The sequence below is a fragment of the Clostridium sp. CM037 genome (assembly GCF_055081095.1).
Genome location: NZ_CM143650.1, coordinates 2,275,500 through 2,297,549, shown reverse-complemented (window position 1 = coordinate 2,297,549; position 22,050 = coordinate 2,275,500). Strand labels below are relative to the sequence as shown.

The window sequence follows — 22,050 nt, the reverse complement described above, 5'->3', positions numbered from 1 at the left end:
TATACCCTCCATTTTTAGTGCATTATTTTATACCAATATTAAAATCATCCTCTTTAACAATACCCCCGGGACTTATATTTATAAATTTATCATTGTCCCATGGACCTTTTACAATCTGTTCAATAAAAGTATCACTTCCTTTAATTGTGTCATGACTTAGGTTAAGCAGTTTTGCTATTTCTCCAGATTGTTCAATATCAGCCTTTTCGCTGCAACAACCGGTTTTAATAAACAATATCTGGTTATAACCTTCATACATTCTTGAGAGGACTTTTAAAGCTTTCTTTTCACCATATTTATCTTTAATACGATTGTGCTCAGCAAGTATTGATTTCTCTGAGTTCATATAACCACAAGATAAATAAAAGGTACCTGTTTTCTTTTCATAAATACCTTGATTTAATTTACCTGAATCAAGAAAAATTGAAATACAATCGTGTACTTTAGGTATTGTTAGAGTGCAATGGGTGGGCACCAAACCCTTAGCTGCCCCACCGCACAAGCCGAAAGCTAAAATAATTCTCGAATACCCTGTTGATCTTTCAATTATGCACTGCAATTCTTTCCTAAGTTTTTCAGGATAAAGATGTAGATTCATAGATATAAACTCAAATTCAACATCAAGTACTGGTGTTATAGAAAGCAACTCTTTTTTCATAACCTCACAAGCAATAATTTTCATAGTCATATAAATCCCCCCTTATCTAAAAAGCTCAGGATCAAATGGATATTTGCCGTATTTCCTAGCTGCAGCACGTAAGGAAAGAATATTTTCAGGCGGAGTATCTATTGGCAAACCACAACCTAAAGCAAGAATATATCCCTTTGGACTGTCATAAGCTTTTCTAAGACATTCCTTTGCTTCTCTTTCAACATCTTGAGGAGTACCCAAATACATGGTGGCTGTAGGCTTCACATTGCCTACAAGGATTACTCTGTGACCTATAACCTTTTTTGCTTCTTTTAAATCTATAGTTTCATCAAGACTTAAAGCGCCTGCCCCGGCATCTGCCATAAGTGTCCAAATCTTTGTTGTATTTCCGCAAATGTGTAGGGAAGGAGCACTTTTACCAGAACTGATAATTGCATCAATAACCTCTTTTAAATATGGCAAAGTAAATTTTGCAAACATGTCCTTACTTATTAAAGCCCCTGAAGCAGTTGGTTCATCAATTTCTATGCTCACATCACGCTTAGCCACTTCCTTAATAAACGCAATAGTTGTATCTGTTACAAGTCTAAGAATCCTATGTGCAAATTCTGGATTTTTTCTTAAATCTCGTAAGAAATTTACTGTACCTCTAAGATTTCCTGCAGTTGTAAAAGGTCCTGGAATTCCAACAGAAACTGGTATTTCTTTTCCTAACTTATCTACAAGAGCTTCAGCAGTCTGTAAAATAAAGGGGAACCTACCGGACTTTTGAGGATCTGCCAAGGAAATCTTGTCCAAATCCGAAAAGTTCTTTATTGCGTAATCTGCAACATAAGGAGCCCCATGGTCAGGGAAAACAAGTTTACTTCCCAATGCTTCTGCGATTCCTCCAAGTCCTGGCCCAATAATGGTTGACTCAATGGCATATTTTTCATTTGCTGCAATTTGTCCCTGTAAAAATTTTTCAACTGAAAAATGAAGTTCAGACACCTTTACATTTATAAGATTTGCAGCATGATCACCAATACTAGGTCCACATTGAATTCTATCATAAGACTTACCTTTTGCTATTGCTTCCGCTCTTTCTTTTGGAGTCATTTCATCTTTTAAATTTTGCCTATTCATATTTTCATTTCCTTTCTTGATTTATTTGTTTAAAATATAAATAAAAAGATCAAAACAGCTTCTATAATTTAGAAATAATTTCATACTCCAGTTTTCTGGTGAACCTCATTAAAATTTTTTTATAATACCTATATGTTTAATGGGTATTATATTAGTAATATACTACTTTGTCAACTTTTTGTGACTCAAACCTTTGAGAATGTAGATTGCAATATAAAATGTCCGGAAATTAAAAGAAAAATATAATGTTGGGGTATCGTCAGCAAAAATGATATTTCGTACGCTAAGGAAAGTGTAGTTACATAAATGTAATTATTTCACTTGCTGAATTCATAGATCAGATTATTTTTATAAATCTCAAGTTTTAAATTCTTATGTACGGATGTAATCTTTTAAGCAAAACCTTACATTCATAAAAGCAACATAAAGCGTTGATATATAAAGGTTTATATCAAATTAAACTAACGCCTTTTCCCTTATTGTATATTTGAATGTATTGTTTTATCTGATATATTATAAATGGAGTACATTGATTTTGTGTTCTCAGGGACACTTTTTAGGAGTGAATTTATGATAGTAATAACCACTCACTTGATGAATAATATTGATTGTTTAAGACATCATAAATTTAATTTATATTGAAATTGACATCTTAAAGATTTAAATTGTTAAACTAAGCACTTTACAGCCTTAATCGTTACATTTATGGGCTATGTTTTTCTTAACGTACGAAATATCATTTTTGAGTATGGTACCCCCATTACATTATTTGAGGATTATTATTGTGAATTAAATAGATTCTATATTAATAACAAAAACCCTCTAAATTTGTAAATATATTTTAAAACATTAATTATTTCCCTTGTTGCATTAATTAAGGCTACTTTTTATATGTGGTAAATGAAAGCAATATATGAAATGTTGCAAATACAATCAAACGTAATTCAACACATATAAACTTATTTGATAATTGAAAGTGAAAAGTACAATAAGACAAGCGAGGAGCCCTGATGAATGAGTAATGAACTCTTTTGTTATGTCAGAAATCAACTGCATTTTTAACATAACAAGTAGCGCCAAAGTGAAAGTAACACAATGGTAATTGTGTTACTTTCACTTTGACAGACCGTTGACAAACATAAAATGTAAAACACTCTAATTTAAAATTGGAGTGTTTTTTTCATATTCAAAAAGGATTTTAGGACATCAATGTCGAATATATATAGTATACAAACTTTATAATTCGGAGGGCATTATTATGATTAATGAAAAAAACTTCACACAACAAAAACTAGAAATGGTGTATTTAGAAGATTTAGTTCCTAAAGACCATATTTTGAGAAATATAGATAAATACATGGATTTCTCTTTTATAAGAGAACTGACTAAAAAATATTACTGCTTAGATAATGGAAGACCTGGCGTAGATCCCATTCTACTTTTTAAAATGCTGTTTATTGGGTACTTATTTGGAATAAAATCTGAACGACAACTTGTAAAGGAAATTGAAGTAAATGTGGCTTATAGATGGTTCCTAGGGCTAAGTCTTACTGATACTATTCCAGATCATTCAACAATTAGCCAAAATAGACGTAGACGATTTAAAGGAACAGATGTGTTTCAAAAAATATTTGACGAAGTAGTATTTAAGGCTATAAATCTTAAGATGGTAACCGGTAAAATACTTTACACAGATTCTACACACCTAAAAGCAAATGCTAATAAGCGAAAGCTTGTGAAAATTGAAGTTGAAAAAACGCCGAAAGAATATGTAGCTGAACTTAATAAAGCAGTGGAAGAAGATAGAATAAACCATGGTAAAAAACCTTTAAAAGAAAAAGAACCTGTTACCAAAATAAAAGAAACTAAAGTTAGCACAACCGACCCCGACAGTGGATATATGATGAGAGATGGCAAGCCGGAAGGCTTCTCATATTTAGATCACAGAACTGTCGATAGCAGACATAATATAATTACTGATGTGTATGTTACTCCTGGAAACATAAATGATGTTGATCCTTATATCGATAGATTAGATGTGCAAATAAAAAAGTTTAATTTTAATACAAAATATGTTGGTGCAGATGCTGGTTATGCTACAAATCTTATATGTAAAAAACTATATGAGAGGGAATTAAAATCTGTAATGGGATACCGTAGGTCTCCACATACAAAAGGAATGTACACAAAAAATAAATTCCAATATGTTAAAGAGCAGGACATTTACGTATGCCCTGACTTAAGGGCTTTACATTATAAAACAACAACAAGAGAAGGATATAAAGAATATGTTGGTAATGCAAAATATTGCGACATATGTCCAAACAGAGCTCAATGCTTTTCTGCAAAAAGCAAGTTTAAAACTATTAGAAGACATGTTTGGGAAACGTATAAAGAAGATGTTGTAAAGTTCACCAGAACAGATAAAGGCAGAAATATATATAGAAGAAGAAAAGAAACTATAGAGCGAAGCTTCGCAGATTCAAAACAACTGCATGGGCTTCGCTATTGCCATATGCGTGGATTAGAAAATGTGCAAGAGCAGTGTCTGCTTACAGCAGCAGTGCAGAATATGAAAAAGATAGCTAGCCTGCTATCTTTAAGGTTTTTTGATTTTCTAACTAAGAACATAGTTGTTATTTTAAATTTATCCATAACTCAAAATGCTATCGCATAATTGCATGTAAAAAGCCCAGTATAATAAAAAAATTATACTGGGTTTGTAAACAACCTGCCAAAGTGAAAGTAACACAATGGTAATTGTGTTACTTTCACTTTGACTATTCCTTTGAAGTTTCATTTTGAATGTAACATAACGTATTGACTCTTTACTTTGAATGTATTACAAATCAGTCTTAATATAATAATAAGACTCCGCAGTCAAAGGCTGATCCACAGCATATTTTCTCCTTCATTATTCATACGAAAACCCGATGTGGCACAAGCTCTTTCACTACTCTAGGTCACAAATGAAGCTTTGGACAATCCTACTCACTGCCCAAAAGTAAACTAATCTATTAAAGTACCTAAGCATTCATCATTCTATTTAATCTTAGTAGCAGTCAGTAAACTTGTCCAAAGCAAATGAAATTATTTCCCCTTCCCCCAAGGGAAACAGATCCTACTGCACTACAGCAGGATCTGTTTTTTTGTTTTCAACCTACTATGGGTATATGTAGTAACGGAACCAAAAACGGCTATAAGCATGTAAATAAATGGATTTGAAATTTAAGAATACATTACTTATAGCATCATATATATTTGATAATGCTTTAGGATGGAGATGTTATTGGGGTAGAAACCGCAAAGCGTAAATTCGCCCGGTTAAGACATATATTCCCAAGACACTGATACAATAAAACAGTTATTAAATATATGGGGTATTGAGACGATTCGTGAAAAAAACAGCCATAAGACAGTATTCTCCATTTTTGATGAACTATAAATCAAAAACGGAACTACTATTTTGTGGCTGTTATGATGTAAAGTATGAAGAATGGGACACAACTAATGCGTAAGACTTACGTATTTTAATAAATTCTATAACCTAAAATTTATTAAAACTAAATTTTAGTTAATTGGTACACAAATTTCACAAAAATGGTTTTTAACCATTTCAGTTTTATACCTTTCAAGAATAGGTCTTGCCTCATCCAGTTGATACCCTTTCTTGAATAATTCCGGAAAAATTGCAAGCCACGCTTTTTGAACTTCTTCAGCTGTATGTCTTATTTTAAAAACTGCATATTTTCCTCCAAGAATGTTACCATCACTAATATAATCATCACTAATGCAATAATCATTTGAAATAACGAGACCTGCGTTATAACGACAATTTTCGGGTTCTACTATTTTAGGGTTATCATGGGCAATTCCTAGTATGATAGATTGCTCATTAAGCAGTCCATTAGACTTAGCCCATTTCTTTAATTTTTCCATTACTTTAATATTATTCTGCCCATAAGATCCAACCTGCCTTATATAAGCAATTCTATAAAATAAAGTTTTTTCAATTTCTATATTCATAATTCTTCCTTTCTTTATAAAGTACATCGATGTCTATAAACATCATATAATGCTTTAAAATAGAAAACAAGACATTTTTTAAAATTACTAAATTACCACTTACATGTGTTTATTAATACTTTATATGACGCATTAATTTATCAATTTGACGTAACTTTTAGGAATATTATACCCATTATCGGAGTAATGTTAAATTACTTTCAAAGGTCTCATGTTATCTACTAAATCATAATCAGAATTATCGCCATTTTTATCTCTCGCTTAGTTAGTGTTATTAATACTATAATTCTACTTTAACTAACTTGTTTTGAGCAAAAAAATAAGAGCTTTATCATTTAGTCATTAAACCCTAGGTATATCAATGCTTTACACTGATGTTATATACTTTTTCAAGGTAGAACTTTTACATATTAATTCTAACTCGCAATATTCAAATAATAATATCCAACTGTAAATAACTGGCTTAGCGTTGTAAATTTACGCTTTACGGTTACTACCCCTCTTACAGGAATACTTGAGGAATATAAACAATATAAAGTTGAAGTGGAACAGTATAAGAAGTCACTTGCAGATACTCAATCTAAAAATATGAAGTTAAAAAATAGCGTTATAGACAAATTTTTACTGTTAGTGATTTAGGAAAAGACATTGAGAAGGTTGTTAACGGATTGAATGAGAGTCAAGAGCAATTAAAGGATAAACATATCGAAGATATTGAACAGTTGAAAGAGAAGGCAAATATAACGATGGATAAGGCATTATTAGAACTACAAAAGGCACAACAAGAGAAATTAAATCAAAACCAATTGAAATATAATGCAGAAATACAAGAATATCAAAGTAAATATAAATCACTCTTAGAAGAACTGGAGAAGAAGAAAACAACCCCAAGAGTTAAAAAAGATACTGTCACAGTACAAAATAAAAAATAATTTTTTTTATCTACTTTAAGGGGTTTTGGGGACGGAGTCACAAAGCTACGCTCCTTCATTTAGGATCTCACTAAATAATATATTGAGCTGGCTAATAACAAGGTCCCAATTTGCATATACTCTAGTCCATTTCTTACTTACCTTTTCAGTTGCCAAATATAGCATCTTCATAAGACTATCATCGTTCGGGAATATAAGCTTTGTCTTCGTAACTTTTCTAAATTGACTGTTAAGACTCTCTATAGCATTTGTGGTATATATAATTCTACGAATATAATCTGGAAATACAAAGAAAGTTATGAGATTATCCCAATTATCTTCCCAACTTTTTATTGCATTTGGATATTTACTACCCCATTTTTCTTTAGCAAAATTTAAATTTTGCTAGTGCAAGATCTTCATTTACTGAGCCATAAACGGCTTTCAAATCTTTAGCAAATGCCTTCTTGTCTTTATGTGGTATATATTTCATACTTGCTCTGATATGTCCCTTGTAGTCATTCCAGCTGCATAGAGCGCCATTATTTTATCTTCGATACCAGTTATATTTCTTTGATACTTAGGCAATATTTTAGGCTCAAATTCACCATTTCTATCACGAGGTATATTAAGATCTACTGCTCCCAACTCAGATTTTACAGTTTTTTTAGAATAACCATTTCTACTGTTTGGAGTTCGTTTTTCGAATATATCATATTTATCATATCCAAGTTGCGAATCCATTTCTGCTTCTAATGTCTCCTGAAGAACGTCTCTAAACATACTTTTCATAGCAGTTAAAACCTCATTTGGACTTGTAAACTTTTGCTCGTTGATATAATCCCTTAAAATATCTTTCAAAATGTTTGACATAAAAATACTCCTCCTTGCAATCTTTGATAATTAGCTTATCTCAATTATTGCCAAGAAAGAGTGCTTTTTATTCTGTTTACACAAAATTATTTACAGGCCCGAAGCAGGATATTTTATAGTAAAGTATACCTCTTATTTCTTTATTCAATTTTACCTTTTAAAAATATAGGTTATATCAGTCTCTGTTGTTGTGTTATTTATTATTAGAAATAACGCTAGCTTCATTTTCTTTTTTATCCATTTCTAAAATCATATTTTTAAATTTTTCCGCCACTTCCTCTTTTTCTTTTAATAAATTAGTAATTTTCTCATTAAAGCTTTCTTGTAATTCCTGTGTTTTGAGTTGTTGCCCCTCTTTTAATTTTAAAAGTTCTTTGTCCATTTCAAAGCTTGTTCTTTCCCGCTGTATTTCAACATCTTGCTTAGCTTTAATTTGCAGCTCATCTATTTTATTTTTGTTTATTTGGTTTAATTCATCTATCTGTTTTATTAATTTATCTTGTTCAGCCTTTTTACTTAACAATTCATTCTTAAGTTGCATATTTTCATCCAATGATTTATCAAAGGATGTTTTAAGCTCTATAATCTCATCTTCGAATTTAATGTATTTTTCATTGGTATTAGCTAGGCTTAATATTTTTTCTTCCTGCATATTATTAAGGGTTTTTAAGTTCTTAATATTTTCTTGTAATTCTTTAGTTATATGCTTTGCATCAGATAGGTCTTTTCCCAGTGAGCTTATTTTTTTGTTGTCTTCTTTTAATAATGTAATTTCTCCTTTTAGTTTTTCATTTTCCTTATTATTGTCTATTAACTCATTTCTATGGATATTTTTTACCTCTAAGGCTTTAATGTTATTTCTTTCTACTATGTTTATGTATATATCTGCCATTCTACTGGTTATTGTTTGTAATTCTTTTATATCTTCGGACATAGTACTGTCCCCTTCTCTTGCTCTATTTAATTCGTAATACTTAACTACTTGCTCCATCAATTCCTTATTGTTTATTCCTTCACTCTGAGCTAACTCATTAAATTTTTGTTTTAATTCATCACTGATTCTTACGCTTAATATTGCATCCATTTCGTACTTCCTCTCTTAGGCCTGTATTTTCTATAATAAGTAGAATAAATTTAATTATTTTCATAACTTAATGGCATTTATACTCTAAATTTATCTACAGCTTGTTAAATCATCTCCTGCGGAGCTGTTCATCTTCTTAGAAGCTGCTATATAAACAGTATAATTCCTAGGATACTTGGTTTCAATGATTTTTTAGTGATTTACTTATATTTATCATTGAATTTTTTTATATAATATAAATAATTTTTAATTGTTAACACGTGTATACCATTGTTTACAATGTATTTCACTATGTATACTTTATGTTTACATTATAAATATACATGAAATCTTTGAAAAATACATATAAAATCAGTAAAAAGGCTTGAAAACAAGTAAAAACAAAACCATTCAATATAACTTTTATTATATTGAATGGTTTTGTTTGCGCTTATAATGATAATTTATAAGTAATATTAACTAAATAACATAATGAATAAATTAGGAAGTGAGAAGAACAGGGATAGTGTTTAAAAAACTTATAGTTCAAAAAGAGAAAGCAAATTATAAATACCAAAAAGACCACTATCCTATCCGACAACGATCTCCAATCTATTTTATTCACCACCATATTAGATTTTATAGACTTTTTAATAATATTAGAAAATTGACCAATATATTCTATCTGTTTTTCTATAATCCTTTAAGGTTTCAGCATTATTGTCATATACTTCATTAATTCCCTTTCTCTTTATTGTTATTATAAAAGTAATCGTGGTAAATATTGCATTTAATATTTGTATGGTGTAATATGAGCATATAAAATCAAATAAATGTAATAAATACATAATTATCAACAATAATCATTATAAGGAAAATAATTATTGGACAAGAAAGTTATTATGGCAAGTATAATGTGTTTATTAATTAGGCTTAAACGCATTGTGACCTGGTCAAGCAAAATTGTAACACTTGTGTGTAATTAATTATTTAGAATATCTTTTCTCAAAAGGAGTTAACCCTCCCAGAGAACTATGAGGCCTTTTATGATGATAATATCTAAAAATATAGTCATTTATTAGCTCTTCTAAATGCAGAGCATCTTTAATACTGTAATGCTTAATATGTTCATTCTTAAGTTTTCCAAAGAAAGACTCCATAGGAGCGTTATCATATGGACAACCTGCTTTACTCATAGATTGTTGCATTTTTTTATTCTCACAAAAAGAAGTGAATGCCTTTGAGGTATATTGTGAGCCTTGATCACTATGAATTATTAATCCCGTAGGGGGCTTATGATTAGATATGGCTTCACTGAGTGTATCAATAGCTAGCTCCGCCGTTATATTACTAGATGTCTTAGTTGCTACAATACTTCTATCATATAGATCTAAAATAGAACAATTGTACATTATCTTACCGCTGGAAAGATGTATATAGGTGAAATCTGTACACCATTTTAAATTTTTAGCTACAGCTGTAAAATCTCTATTTAGAATATTAGAAAATACTTTATGTGAAGTTCCTTTTACATAATTAGGTCTTTTTCTAAATGAAACGGACTTAATATTTAATTCTTTCATATATTTATGCACAGTTAACAAGCTCAAATTAGTTCCTTGTTTTTCTAATGAGCGTTTTACCATTCTATATCCCATTTTCCCATTTTCACTGTGAAAAATTTTCTCTATATGTTTCAAAATTAATTTTTTTTGTTCATTATAGATACTTTTTCTGAATTTCAAATAATTATAATATGCATTGGGTGATAGCTCAAAACGGCGTAATAACCATCTGACACCAAATTCCTTATTGTTGGTAGATATAAACTGGTAGATTAATTGTCTATTTCCTTGGCGAAGAATGCCGCAGCTTTTTTTAAGAAAGCATTTTCCTTTTCTAATTCAATAGTTCTTTTTTTTAGTAATTTATTTTCCTCATAAACACTAGGAGATATTTTTTCTTCTGCTTCTTTGCATTCTTCGCAATAGCTTTTAATCCACACATTAAGGGTTGATCTAGATACACCATATTCTTTAATTAGACTTGGGATAGTTCTACTATTTTCTAGATTTAATTTTACTAGTTTTTCTCTAAAAATTTGATCATACATTTTTTTTGCCATTTGTAACACCACTCTCCTAATTTTATTATACTATTTTATTAGTACTAAGTGTTACAACTTTAGTATATCAGGTCATTGTTACAATAAATTAAAATACTAATTATATACAGATATGTAGAAGTTGGTATTTTGTTCTTATATAATTACTTTGGTACATCCGTTACAAAAATCCAACTAAATATAAATGATTATTTATATTTAGTGGAAAATTTAAAATTAGGAGTTGAATTATTAATGAAGAAACGATTACTAACCATTGTTTTAAGTCTCGGTATGACGGTGTCACTTTTACCAGTTTATGGTGTACAAGCCGTAACCAATACAAGTAGTGCGTCCCAATCAATAGTAGGTACTTCAATTAATGCAGTTCCTGCTCAAATGAAACCAGGTACAATAATTGAATATGATAAAAGTGTTCAACTGATGTTAGTACAAGATGGCTATAAGGGTGAAGATGGTAAAGAGGTTGTTCTTGATAAAACGGTAGCATCGAAAGTACCGACATCTGCCGTTAAAACACCTTTACCTCAAGCCGGTATGAAAGTGTATTATGATGGTTTAGGAGAGCCTATAAAAATAACAATCAACGGGGTTATCTATTCCGATAAGACTGCTTCTGCTATTACACGTTCATATGCTGCTGCTTCATCTCAATATACTTCACCAGCTGGCGGAGTTACATGGTATACGGATGCTATTGGAATGTATGACAATACATTAGGTTATAAGGATTGTGCGACAGATATGTATGCTGATAATTGTGCAAAGAATACACAAATAAGACTAACTTGTGCATCTACTGGAAGACTAGCGTATTTTTATAAAAATGATATTGGAAATTTAAGAAAATATAATCATGTATTAGACTTACGACCAGAGGCGTTTAAAGACTTTGGCTTTTCTCTTGGAACCGGAGTATTTCAAGGGAAATATGTTCATAATTAATTATGAACATGTCGAAGATTCGTGCTAAGACTATTATTAAGATACATTAATAAAAAAGGAAATTCGATATATTTAGCTGGTGTATGTACTAATTGAAAACTCCCCCACTTTATAGTTGAATTTTTCCTCTACCCTAATTTGCAATTGAGAATTTTAATGTGGGTTGGCGAAGCGTATCATTTACATTGAGAGTACATGTGGTAGTCTATACCTATGCTAAGCCATTGTTAACAATGACTTGGCTAATGGCCTGTAATCATATGTGCATAGGCTCAATGTCAACCCATATGCACTATCAATTGATATAAGGGCGAGGGAATTTTTCAATTATAATATGGGGGAATTTTCAGTTAGAAAATACAGCTGGAAAGCTGGCTAAAGATTGTTGATTAACAATCTGATTATATACAAAAACGAAAATAAATTTAGGGAGGTAAGCGTATTATGTTTAAAAATATTAACTTTAAAGTGATTATTGTCATATCATTATTTTCAATCTTAAGCTTACTATCTACTGGATGTAATTCGAATAAGGCCTCAGAGAGTAATAAAAATATTACAAAGAATGCAGCTCAAATGGTATCTATTTCCTGTTTTGAAAAAAATGCAGATATTAGTCTCTACAAGCTGGATACTATATCAAAGAAGGCTGTTTTGTTAAAAACCCAAGTTACTCCGGGAATTTTTATGCCTAATGTATTATCAGATGACGGTAATTTATACTATCCTAAAATGGATCCCAACAAAAAATTTGCGCAGTTATTCAAGTTTAATTTAACATCACAGAAAGAACTTCAGCTTACAAGTCTAAAAAAAAATGACATTGTTTTAGTTGAATATTTGTATATTGATAATTTGACATCAAAAATATTTATGCGCATTATTAGAAAGAATCATCAGAACTCTGAATTGGCTTCCTATAATTTAAAAACAGAAGAAGTGAAGGTATTTGGAAATCAGGATAATGATATAGAAGTTTTAAATTTTGATATATGCAAAGACAAAAAAATGGTAGCAGTTGCAACATACTCTAAGGCAAAAAGTTTAAATAATATGGATAAAGCAAGTAAGAGTCAACTTGCTTTGGAACCATCACAGTATAATTTCACAATCTATGATGAAGATGGGAAAATGGTTAAGGAATGTAAGCCAATGAAGGATTTTGTGAATAATATATCATTATCACCAGATGGAAGTCTTCTATTAATTTCTATAAGTACGGAGTGGTTAGATGATGCTCATAACAAGAAAAATATTTTCTGCACCCAAAATGTAGAAACAGGAGAAATAAAACAAGTATTTAAAAGCTCGGAGCAATTTCAAGAAATTAAAAATGCAAGATTTTCAGCAGATGGAAAGGGTTTTTTTTATTTAGCAACAAAACTTGATGCAAAATCTTTCGTAAATGATGGAGGATATACAAAAAAGCTTAACACTATATTTTACTATGATTTACACACCAATCAGTCTAAAGAAATATGGAGCCCCAATAATAAAACCATCACCAATTATGTTGTATTAGACAAATAAGGGTATGAATAATATAGCTCGGGTACATCTTACATAGGGGCATATGTAAAATTTTTACTCGCACCATGGTTTTTCATGAATCGTTGCCATATCCATACCAGAAGTTTATCAAAGGACATACTATAACAAAGAGAAAACTTCAGTGGGAATATAAATCCCCTTCTGAAGTCGTTAGTGCATCATCTTCGAATCTGTACAGCGTCGAAGATGATTATTTAACATGTTTTTTTATTAATTCCATAAATGTTTCAGGGGTTACTATCGCCACTTTAGGATTTTCCTTTAGCTTATCCACAACCCTTTCGATATTACTAAGGCTTTTGCTCCAAGCATGAACATAAACAAAGGTGTAGCTATTAGAATTGGAAATATCTGTTTGTCCAGAGTCAACTCTATGATTAATATTTTTTACGAGCTCAGCTCCACTTTCAAGATTATCCCAAAGTAAATCTCTGCAGGACACTATAGGTTTATTATTAGACCAAATAATTTCTCCGTGATAATTGTCGTGCCTATGATAATCAAGATAAAACAACCCATGTATATTAGACTTAATAGTAAATTTACCCCAAAGCTCATTGTCATAAAAAGACGAGTCATCTATAATTGATATATATTTTTGATCTACTTTTTTCATATAATCATTTAATCTATTAATATATATTCCGAGAGCATTCTTATCAAATTTACTTGGGTACATATACCCATTTCCAGATGGTGGTACTATAAAATAATCATTAGTAGATCCATGAGCTGCACTTTCATAATATAATTTAAATACAGTAGGTGCAAGGTAATATAAAGATGGACTTAATGACCAACCCAAATTAAATTTACCTTTATAAGGAGAACCATACCATTTGTGAGAACCATAATTAGTTCCAAGGTTCCACTGTTGATTATCTCCATCAGACACAATAAATGTTACATTATGAACATTTTCTTTATTAGGAATGTTCATTAACGTTTTTTGAGTCATTGGTAATGATGGGAATGAACTTAATACAGTTAAATTATATGACCAATCTGCAGCAACCATGCTAATACCATATTTCGAAACTGTACTTATATTAATAAATTCATCGGGTCCCCACCCTAAGCAAATGGAGTTCTTTTCCATGGATGAAAATATTTTATCGCGAAGAGTTGTATCATTTATTTTATCCTCATAAAATATTAGGGATTTGGTCATTATACCATAATCTCTTAAGGCGGAATCTTTGCTCGGGGATAACTCAATTATTATGGAATGATTGAGGCCAGAATCCCATAAATTAACGTACGCCCATTTTTCATCTGTGTTTCTGCAGTCGCCTTTAATATTTGTGATTCCATAGGCGCGTACTTTATCTTGGATAGCTTCATCAACTGCAATGCAATTATTTAATGAGGCAAGTGAACAAGCATTATTTATTGAAGGATCTTTTAGCGATTTATTATTGTAAAGCACATATCCATCAATATAATCTTTAAATACATCTAATAAGCGCCACGGATCTGAGATGTTTTCGTATAAAACTCCATAACTATTTTTTAAATCATCTAGCCATATTTGATAATCTGGTTGTGAGGAATTAAGTGTATATATTTGAATAGATGATTGACTATTAATAAGACCTTGAAGGGTGGCTATCATTGTCCGCTCACAAGGCGTCATTGTATCTTGAGAAATAACATATAAATAAGTTGGAGTTGTAGGATTTTTCATAAAATTACTACTATTGAGAGTTTTTTTAAAGTCGCTCCATTTAATATTAAACATCTATATTTCCCTTACAGTATTTATAGAAATTCCGCAAAAAATTAATTCTTTCATTATTATTATAAAAAGATTTAATATGACTCTCATCAAATGCTAATAGTAATTGTCTAGTTATAATATCATCTGCCATAACCTGGTGGGCATTTTTCATCATATCATACATAATCATGAAAGTAGTAGTCCTTCCTATACCTTGTTTACAGTGGAAATGAACCCAGGTATTTTTAGATTGTGATTTTACGAGCTCTACGAAGTAATCAACCATATCATCTGTTGGAATCTTACCATCAGTAACAGGAATGCGTTTATATGATAGTGATTTAGAATTAACAAGATGCTCTTCATCTTCAACTTTTTTTGGAACTATACCTATATTATTATGATTATAAAAAGTAATAGGCACATTTAATTTAATACTATTTAATTTATTATATTCATCAGACATCACTTGATCCTTTGTTAATCCTATATTAGCATCATTTTTTGCATTAGCCCAGCTAACAGGGATTCCATTAATAAACCCATGTGATTCTTGCCTCAAATCAATAACTGCTATAGGTAATGAAGTTCCTAGACTATTTATTACAAGAGGTAGATTATACTCGGAAAATTGTTGACTACCTGAAATGTTTAATGTGTTTAATCCACTAAGATTTAATTCTTTACTACTTTGTATACTTAATATATCAGTCGACTTACGAAAATGTTTTGGAATTTCATAGAGATGATTTTTTAAATCTAAAATTAAATTTATATTGGTGTCATTTAAGGATACATCAGAAGCTCGTGCTATGGATCGCATCGTATTAGCAAGCATCATTTCATTGTTCTGCTGCATATATTTATTTAATCTCATCATATTATAAAAATAGGGACACATGTACATGTATATCCTCCATAAAAAATAGTTTTCACCATATATTATGAATAAAAAATTATTTTGTTACGGAGTTTTGATCTTGATGTTTGAGTACAGATTGCTTTTATTATACTAGATTCATCATATTAGTGTATCTTCAACATAAACCACTAGTTGAGTAATTACAAAGACATACTAACTTTTTTTCTGTAAAGTACAAGTCTTTTAAGCCGCTACTATAACTTTTCATTAATACACATATTATGAGTGTACTCGAAAAACAATAATTAACAATTCCCATATTTGAGGAATAAAAGTATTTATTTGGATGAAATGCTATACTTGAATTAATAGTAGGCATGATAAAAAGGCTTTTTTATACACTATTTTAAAAAAGCCGTAGGCTGGTTATTGAGTTAAAACTGATTATAAATTAGGCAGCTATTTTCTTGAAAACCGGGAAGATATCAGCAATTGTTACCTCTTTTTCATTAGCCCAAGCATCTATAAAACAGCAAAATGCACCAAGAAATACTCTTGTTATTCTGCGACCAACGGAATAGATAATCGCTTTTTCAGCATGGAAGTCGTTGTTTATTCTATCCCAACACCTTTCAGTAGTTGAACGTCGTTTATAAAGAGATTTCCATTGCTTTGAACCTCTTAGTATAGGAGTAAAATATCTTGGATTATCTAATGTTTTAGTGTAATAAATTTTCTTGCTTTTAATAGGACATTTTTCACAGTGGTCACATTGAACTGGGAATAACCATTTATGCCTAAATTCCTTACGGACGATTCCCCAATTACGAAGCTGATGTCCACAAATTTTCCCATGAGGAATGCCCTTATCGTCAAGTTCAACAAAATCACTGCCTGATGAAGGTTTTAAAGAACGTGAATTTAAATCAATAATAGGATTTATTCCATAATGCATGCATAAAAGATAAAATGCATTAGCATCATAGGCAGAATCTAAGGCTACGGAATAGAATTTAATTTCAGGGTATAAATCTACAATCTCTTTAAGTGCATAAACACCGGTAACAGAATCATGCCGTGCTGCACTAACAAATTTAATATGGATAGGTAGGCTGTAAAAACTATCACAGGCAGTGAACCCGTGATAAGTTTGACCATAGTAATAGTGTTCATTAAAGCTATCCCAACCCCAGCTAGCACTGGGATCGGTAAACTTTCGATAACAAGCACAATGCTCTCCTGGTTTAAGTTTGCAATCACAAACTTTTTTACCATAAGGCGAAGCCTGTGTAGGCATACAAGTTCCATCACCAGCAATATTTAGTTTAGAAGGGTCACCCAAAATGCCCATTGATAAGGAAGGAATAACAAATAATTCCTTAAGTATGTTGTTCATTTTGGATTCTATTCTGTCAGAAAGCTTAGAATTATCATATTTTAAGATTCTTTTAACTAAACGTTCGACTACACCAGATTTGGAGTTATTCATCTTTTGGTTTTTCTTTTGTTTTTTACTTGGTTTACGTTTCAATTTACGCAGTTTGGATTTATATAGGATTTTATCCTTATGAATCAGCCTATCCATAAAATCATAAAAAGTACCTATGCCAGGTATTTGATCAGCAACTATGCCTTCGGCTTTAAAAGGCGAGTAGCAAGCAGGGATAAAGCCTGACAGAATTGCATAAAACGGTTCTGAACGTAATGTCTTTATCCAAGATGATATGCTGGTTTCTTTACAATAAGCCATAATAATAAGTGATCTGAGTAAAGCTACCGCATCTTTGGGCGGAGCCCCTTGATTGGATTTAGAATAAGCACTTTGTATTAGAGGGACAATTCCGGTTAGGTCGGCAGACCAGATTTTTGTTATTATTGAACTACGCTCAAACAAAGTAATTTCTTGATTATTTTGAATAAAGAATTTTTCTAGAAATGTTTCAACAAAATTTTGATATTGAGTATGTGAGGCCTTAACAGTTAACATAAAAATCACTCCTTATAAATGAAAAATGGTAATAATATACAAAATTCATTTTGCGAAATTTTTACTGCTGTCAAGTCTTATTTAAAACTATTTAATTAAAAAAAATCGATAATACTAGGGATAGCTTAGACTATCTATGCTACCCGAAAGATATAAAACTCGAAGAAATTCTGGGGTGAAGTTGATATATGAATAAAAATGAACCTAGAATTAGCAATGGCTTGAGAGTTTCCGAGAGTACTAATATTATAACCTAGGGGGGAATTAGTATGATTTTAAATCCTATAAATACAATAATATCAAGGCATAGTGTACCTAATAATCAACATCAACTTAAAACAGATGAAATGTATTCTTTAGCTTTACTAAATACCAATGACTACGTTGATTTTAGTATAGATTATACTAATGATGAAGCTTCAACTATTTTAGATAATATTAAAAATTCTTTTGATAATAGTGACTACATGTCTAGCAATGCATCAATTGTAGATTATGCCAAGGAGATGGCAAAACTTCAACACGAAATGTATAAATTTTATCTGTTAAATGATTCCACAAACCAAAAAATGGACAAATATAAGCCAATAGAAAATTTAACAAAACAACATAATAATCAACTTGAAAATTTGGAGAAACGTTATATTGAAGTTGAGAACAGGCTAAATGATATTAAGAAAACTTTCAAGGAAACAGTTGAAAATTTGGATGAGTTTATGAAAGACCCAGCTTCATTTATTGATAATCAGTAGTATTCAGCAAATTCTCCATTGATTGAGGATACGGTTCTTTTAATTTGTTTTTTTCTTCTTTGTTTTATTTATATAGGCTATAAATAATAAAATCAATGCAAATAGCATATAACTTATATTCAAGATTTTTTGTTGAAATTCTTGTAACTGATCATAAATAGGATACTTTGTTTTATATAATGCTGATCCAACAAAGAAAAATATCATCAATAAATTCATAGCCTTTTTAGTGTTTTTATACTGAAAAGCATAATAAATAATAAAAATTATTAAAATAATCATTAATCCATAATCCATAATAATCCCCCTCCCATATTTTCATTATAACTACTATAATATTCTAATTGATTTTAATTATACACAATAGTAATTTATATATCAAATATTAAATATAATTACATTAATTTAGGAGGCTATTATGAACATTCTCACTGTCTTCATCATAGAATTTAATAATAGTAATTTTATGGAGTGTAACATGGATTTTTTTAGATCAAATCAATATTCTAGAATAAATGCGGTTAATTATGCAATGACCTATGCCTTGCATCCAAACCCCAGTTTTAGGTACTTCCCTCTTATTAATAATGAGACTAGTGGCGACTGCGCAAACTTTGTATCTCAGTGCCTATTAGCTGGTGGAGCACCTATGAGGTTTAATGGCTCACATCCTTGGTGGTACAGAAAGGCTAATACTAATAGTACAAATGATGACACATGGTCTGTTCCATGGGCTGTGGCAAATTCCCTTTATTGGTCTTTAAAGACTAATCAACAATCTGAGGCTTCAGGGATTAAGGGTCTTGAAATATATGATACTCGCCTTCTTGAATTAGGTGATTTGATTTTTTTTGAAGATAATAATGGAAATATTTTTCACTCTGCGATTATCACCGCTTTTAGATATTCACAGCCTTTAATTTCTCATCATACCTTTGAGGCTTTAAACATATTTTATGGAGATTCTTGGGGAGCAAATCGTGTACATTTTTTAAAAATAAGTTTATAAAAATTATAATTTAAATATGTAATGGCATGTAAAATGATAGTTACTACTCAGCTATTCACTATTGGACTGCCTGAGTAGTAACGATAAAGCAAATCATTTTACATACCATTTTTTGAAATATAGTAGCTATAATTACAGGCTAACTATTGTTTTTTTAAAATAAAATAAAATTCAACTCCAATTTCTGTGTTTTCTACTCCACAGCTACCACCATGAAGTATTACTATGTTTTTCACTATCGAAAGACCTAGACCAGTGCCCCCAAGCTTTCTAGTCCTTGATTTATCGATTTTATAGAAGTTATCCCATATCTTACTTTTTTCAGTATCATCAATTTTACTTCCGCTATTTTCCACTTCGACGCGGATAGCACCCTCTATATTTATCATTTTTACTGTTATGGATCCGCCATCATAAGTATGTCTTATTGCATTAGTCATATAGTTTGTTAGTACCTGTTCTATTCTGTTCCAATCTGCATTTACTTTTACATTTTGGATTAAATTTAATTCGAGCTTAATGTTTTTTTCATTAAGTAGGGATGAAAATTTCTTAGTAACTGGATTTATTAGTTCATCAAGAAAAAATACTTCCTCAATCAATTTAAAATTCCCAGATTCTAGTTGAGACAAATTCAACATATCTGATACTAAATTGTTCATTTTCCTTGATTCATCCATTATGACATCAATAAAATATTGTTTTTCTGCGCCTTCTAAAATATCATCATTTAACGCTAGTGTATACCCCTCTATAAGGGTTATAGGAGTTTTAAGCTCGTGGGAAACTGATGCCACAAAGTCTTTCCTCATTTCTGTTAGTTTCTTTTCTTTCTCAATATCCTTTTCTAATTGTACGTTAGATTCTTTAAGTGAGGTTAATGCTTCATTTAAATTTTCTGATAGAAGGTTAAGTGAAGTCGCGAGAGCTCCTATTTCATCTTCACTTTTAACCTCACATTTTTCTGTAAGGTCAAGCTTTGCCATTTTAGCTGCCGTCTTAGTTATTTTTATCAATGGCTTTGCAATCATGCTTGAATAAATTAAAGAAAGAAATAGAGTTATAACTAGGGCACCTATGTAGAAATACAAGTAAAATACCTTTATAACTTGAACTGCTTCATTTACTGGCTGTAGCGAAGCAAAAGCATACACAATTTCATCGCTATTTTCAGCATATAATATACCTGATACACTTTCTACCATATCGGGGGTTTCTTCAGTAGTAAAAATCAGGGTTTTTCCTTCTTCTTTAAATTTATTAATACCACCGCTATTTTCTATTTCAGATGACATTATTTGGTTCATGATTCTAACTTTTATAGAGTCTTTTCTTTCATCAATTGTTTTTGTAAGATATTTTAAATTTCCTAATCTATCTCGTGTAATTATTTTATAGTTATTGTTTTCTTCAAAAGAACTAACTAAATTAATTTTATCTTCATCTTTTTGGAGTAAAGAATATTCGCTTTTGAATTTAACAAGATTATGTTCAAGGTTATCCTTTTTCCATTTTATATAAAACTGCTCAAAGAATGCAGACTGTACTATCAAATTAGTAGTTATAAACACTATAAAAACTATAGAGGTTATAGCGAAAAGCTTTCTAGTGATGCTCTTTTTACTTTTCATTTTTCGCCTCGAATTTATATCCAGCTCCTCTTATGGTTGCTATAAGATAAGATTTTTCACCTAGCTTCTCTCTTAATCTTTTTATAACAGTATCTACAGTTCTTAAATCTCCAAAGTAGTCAATACCCCATAAAGCATCCAATATTTTTTCTCTACTTAATACGATACTTTTATTAAGTATAAAATAATTTAGTAGTTCAAATTCCTTTGGGGATAGATATATTTCACTATTATCTACAGTAACCTCATGGCTTAAATTATCAACTACAAGGCCGTCAAAGTTATTTCCTTCCTTTAGAACAGGTTCAGTGCTGTAAGTTCGCCTTATAATTGCTTTCACTTTAGCAACTAGTAGCTTTGGGACAAATGGCTTCGTAATATAATGATCCGTGCCTAATTCAAACCCCAATAATTCATCATCTTCTTCGGATTTAGCTGTGAGCATTATAACAGGGATATTAGAGGTTTTTCTTATTTCCTTGCATACATCCCAGCCATCCATGATAGGCATCATTACATCTAAAATAATCAAATCCACTTTATTTTTATTAAATATATTTACAGCTTCATTGCCGTTTTCTGCTTGCAAAATATTATATTGTTCTTTCCTTAAATAAATGGACACAAGATTTCTAATTCTTTCTTCATCATCTACAATTAAAATGGTTTCATTCATATATTTTCTCCTTATTAAAAGTTTGTTAAAATTCAATACTAATTTTCAACTTTCTTTTATATTATATAATAAGACTAGCAATAATCATAATTTATTATATTCCAACTAACATAAAATTAATATGAAAATTTACCCAGCAAAA

General features: G+C 30.5%; 16 protein-coding genes and 2 pseudogenes. 6 read left to right on the top strand and 12 right to left on the bottom strand.

The genetic code is table 11. The features are described from left to right. Positions 1-22: 22 nt before the first annotated feature. Complete coding sequence (locus tag ACWJKP_RS11200) at positions 23-688, bottom strand: DUF1638 domain-containing protein (RefSeq protein ID WP_165414838.1); 666 nt, start codon at positions 686-688, stop codon at positions 23-25. Positions 689-700: 12 nt separating this feature from the next. Then, entirely contained in the window at positions 701-1,777 is a 1,077-nt protein-coding gene (locus ACWJKP_RS11195; RefSeq protein WP_165414837.1) for a uroporphyrinogen decarboxylase family protein, read from the bottom strand. 1,258 nt (positions 1,778-3,035) lie between these two features. Here ACWJKP_RS11195 and ACWJKP_RS11190 point away from each other — a divergent pair. Next, the gene (locus tag ACWJKP_RS11190; RefSeq protein ID WP_224578694.1) at positions 3,036-4,454 is read left to right on the top strand and encodes an IS1182 family transposase; all 1,419 of its coding nucleotides are present in this window, start codon (positions 3,036-3,038) and stop codon (positions 4,452-4,454) included. Positions 4,455-5,347: 893 nt separating this feature from the next. On the opposite strand, the gene ACWJKP_RS11185 is transcribed toward ACWJKP_RS11190, so the two are convergent. After that, positions 5,348-5,803, bottom strand: a complete 456-nt coding sequence (locus ACWJKP_RS11185; protein ID WP_165414938.1) for an AraC family transcriptional regulator — start codon at positions 5,801-5,803, stop codon at positions 5,348-5,350. A 668-nt stretch (positions 5,804-6,471) separates the two neighbouring features. Between ACWJKP_RS11185 and ACWJKP_RS11180 the strand changes: the two genes are divergently transcribed. Further along, positions 6,472-6,735 carry a hypothetical protein gene (locus tag ACWJKP_RS11180; RefSeq protein ID WP_165414939.1) on the top strand — a complete coding sequence of 88 codons (264 nt, stop codon included), beginning with the start codon at positions 6,472-6,474 and terminating at the stop codon, positions 6,733-6,735. Between the two features lie 45 nt (positions 6,736-6,780). Here ACWJKP_RS11180 and ACWJKP_RS11175 read toward each other — a convergent pair whose 3' ends face one another. The 4 genes and pseudogenes from ACWJKP_RS11175 to ACWJKP_RS11160 form a co-directional block, all read right to left on the bottom strand. Continuing rightward, positions 6,781-7,068 carry a transposase gene (locus ACWJKP_RS11175; protein WP_411955895.1) on the bottom strand — a complete coding sequence of 96 codons (288 nt, stop codon included), beginning with the start codon at positions 7,066-7,068 and terminating at the stop codon, positions 6,781-6,783. Positions 7,069-7,206: 138 nt separating this feature from the next. Further along, positions 7,207-7,506: pseudogene (locus ACWJKP_RS11170) on the bottom strand (transposase); the annotation flags it as partial. 274 nt (positions 7,507-7,780) lie between these two features. Beyond that, on the bottom strand, positions 7,781-8,671 hold the full coding sequence (locus ACWJKP_RS11165) for a hypothetical protein (RefSeq protein ID WP_165414940.1): 891 nt from the start codon (positions 8,669-8,671) through the stop codon (positions 7,781-7,783). Between the two features lie 965 nt (positions 8,672-9,636). Beyond that, positions 9,637-10,784, bottom strand: a protein-coding gene (locus tag ACWJKP_RS11160; protein ID WP_165415075.1) for an IS3 family transposase whose coding sequence is annotated in 2 segments (ribosomal slippage) — positions 9,637-10,538 and positions 10,538-10,784 — 1,149 coding nt in all. Because the reading frame shifts where the segments join, the coding sequence is not laid out codon by codon here. A 225-nt stretch (positions 10,785-11,009) separates the two neighbouring features. Between ACWJKP_RS11160 and ACWJKP_RS11155 the strand changes: the two genes are divergently transcribed. Further along, positions 11,010-11,720, top strand: a complete 711-nt coding sequence (locus tag ACWJKP_RS11155) for a hypothetical protein (RefSeq protein ID WP_165414936.1) — start codon at positions 11,010-11,012, stop codon at positions 11,718-11,720. A 444-nt stretch (positions 11,721-12,164) separates the two neighbouring features. After that, complete coding sequence (locus ACWJKP_RS11150) at positions 12,165-13,250, top strand: hypothetical protein (RefSeq protein ID WP_165414937.1); 1,086 nt, start codon at positions 12,165-12,167, stop codon at positions 13,248-13,250. A 211-nt stretch (positions 13,251-13,461) separates the two neighbouring features. Here ACWJKP_RS11150 and ACWJKP_RS11145 read toward each other — a convergent pair. Together ACWJKP_RS11145 and ACWJKP_RS11140 are read right to left on the bottom strand one after the other, a co-directional pair. Further along, positions 13,462-15,769: pseudogene (locus ACWJKP_RS11145) on the bottom strand (GxGYxYP domain-containing protein); the annotation flags it as partial. Positions 15,770-16,304: 535 nt separating this feature from the next. Beyond that, a complete protein-coding gene (locus ACWJKP_RS11140; RefSeq protein WP_224578683.1) occupies positions 16,305-17,840 on the bottom strand; it encodes a transposase in 1,536 nt (511 codons plus the stop codon). 269 nt (positions 17,841-18,109) lie between these two features. On the opposite strand from ACWJKP_RS11140, the gene ACWJKP_RS11135 reads away from it, so the two are divergent. Next, positions 18,110-18,592 carry a hypothetical protein gene (locus tag ACWJKP_RS11135; RefSeq protein WP_165412837.1) on the top strand — a complete coding sequence of 161 codons (483 nt, stop codon included), beginning with the start codon at positions 18,110-18,112 and terminating at the stop codon, positions 18,590-18,592. Between the two features lie 39 nt (positions 18,593-18,631). Here ACWJKP_RS11135 and ACWJKP_RS11130 read toward each other — a convergent pair whose 3' ends face one another. Beyond that, a complete protein-coding gene (locus ACWJKP_RS11130) occupies positions 18,632-18,889 on the bottom strand; it encodes a hypothetical protein (protein WP_165412836.1) in 258 nt (85 codons plus the stop codon). Between the two features lie 181 nt (positions 18,890-19,070). Between ACWJKP_RS11130 and ACWJKP_RS11125 the strand changes: the two genes are divergently transcribed. Further along, complete coding sequence (locus ACWJKP_RS11125; RefSeq protein ID WP_165412843.1) at positions 19,071-19,601, top strand: amidase domain-containing protein; 531 nt, start codon at positions 19,071-19,073, stop codon at positions 19,599-19,601. A gap of 143 nt (positions 19,602-19,744) precedes the next feature. Here the strand turns inward: ACWJKP_RS11125 and ACWJKP_RS11120 are convergent, their stop codons facing one another. Together ACWJKP_RS11120 and ACWJKP_RS11115 are read right to left on the bottom strand one after the other, a co-directional pair. Then, a complete protein-coding gene (locus ACWJKP_RS11120; RefSeq protein WP_165412835.1) occupies positions 19,745-21,232 on the bottom strand; it encodes a sensor histidine kinase in 1,488 nt (495 codons plus the stop codon). Beyond that, complete coding sequence (locus ACWJKP_RS11115) at positions 21,222-21,908, bottom strand: response regulator transcription factor (RefSeq protein WP_165412834.1); 687 nt, start codon at positions 21,906-21,908, stop codon at positions 21,222-21,224. Before ACWJKP_RS11115 ends, ACWJKP_RS11120 begins: the two co-directional genes overlap by 11 nt. Positions 21,909-22,050 lie beyond the last annotated feature (142 nt).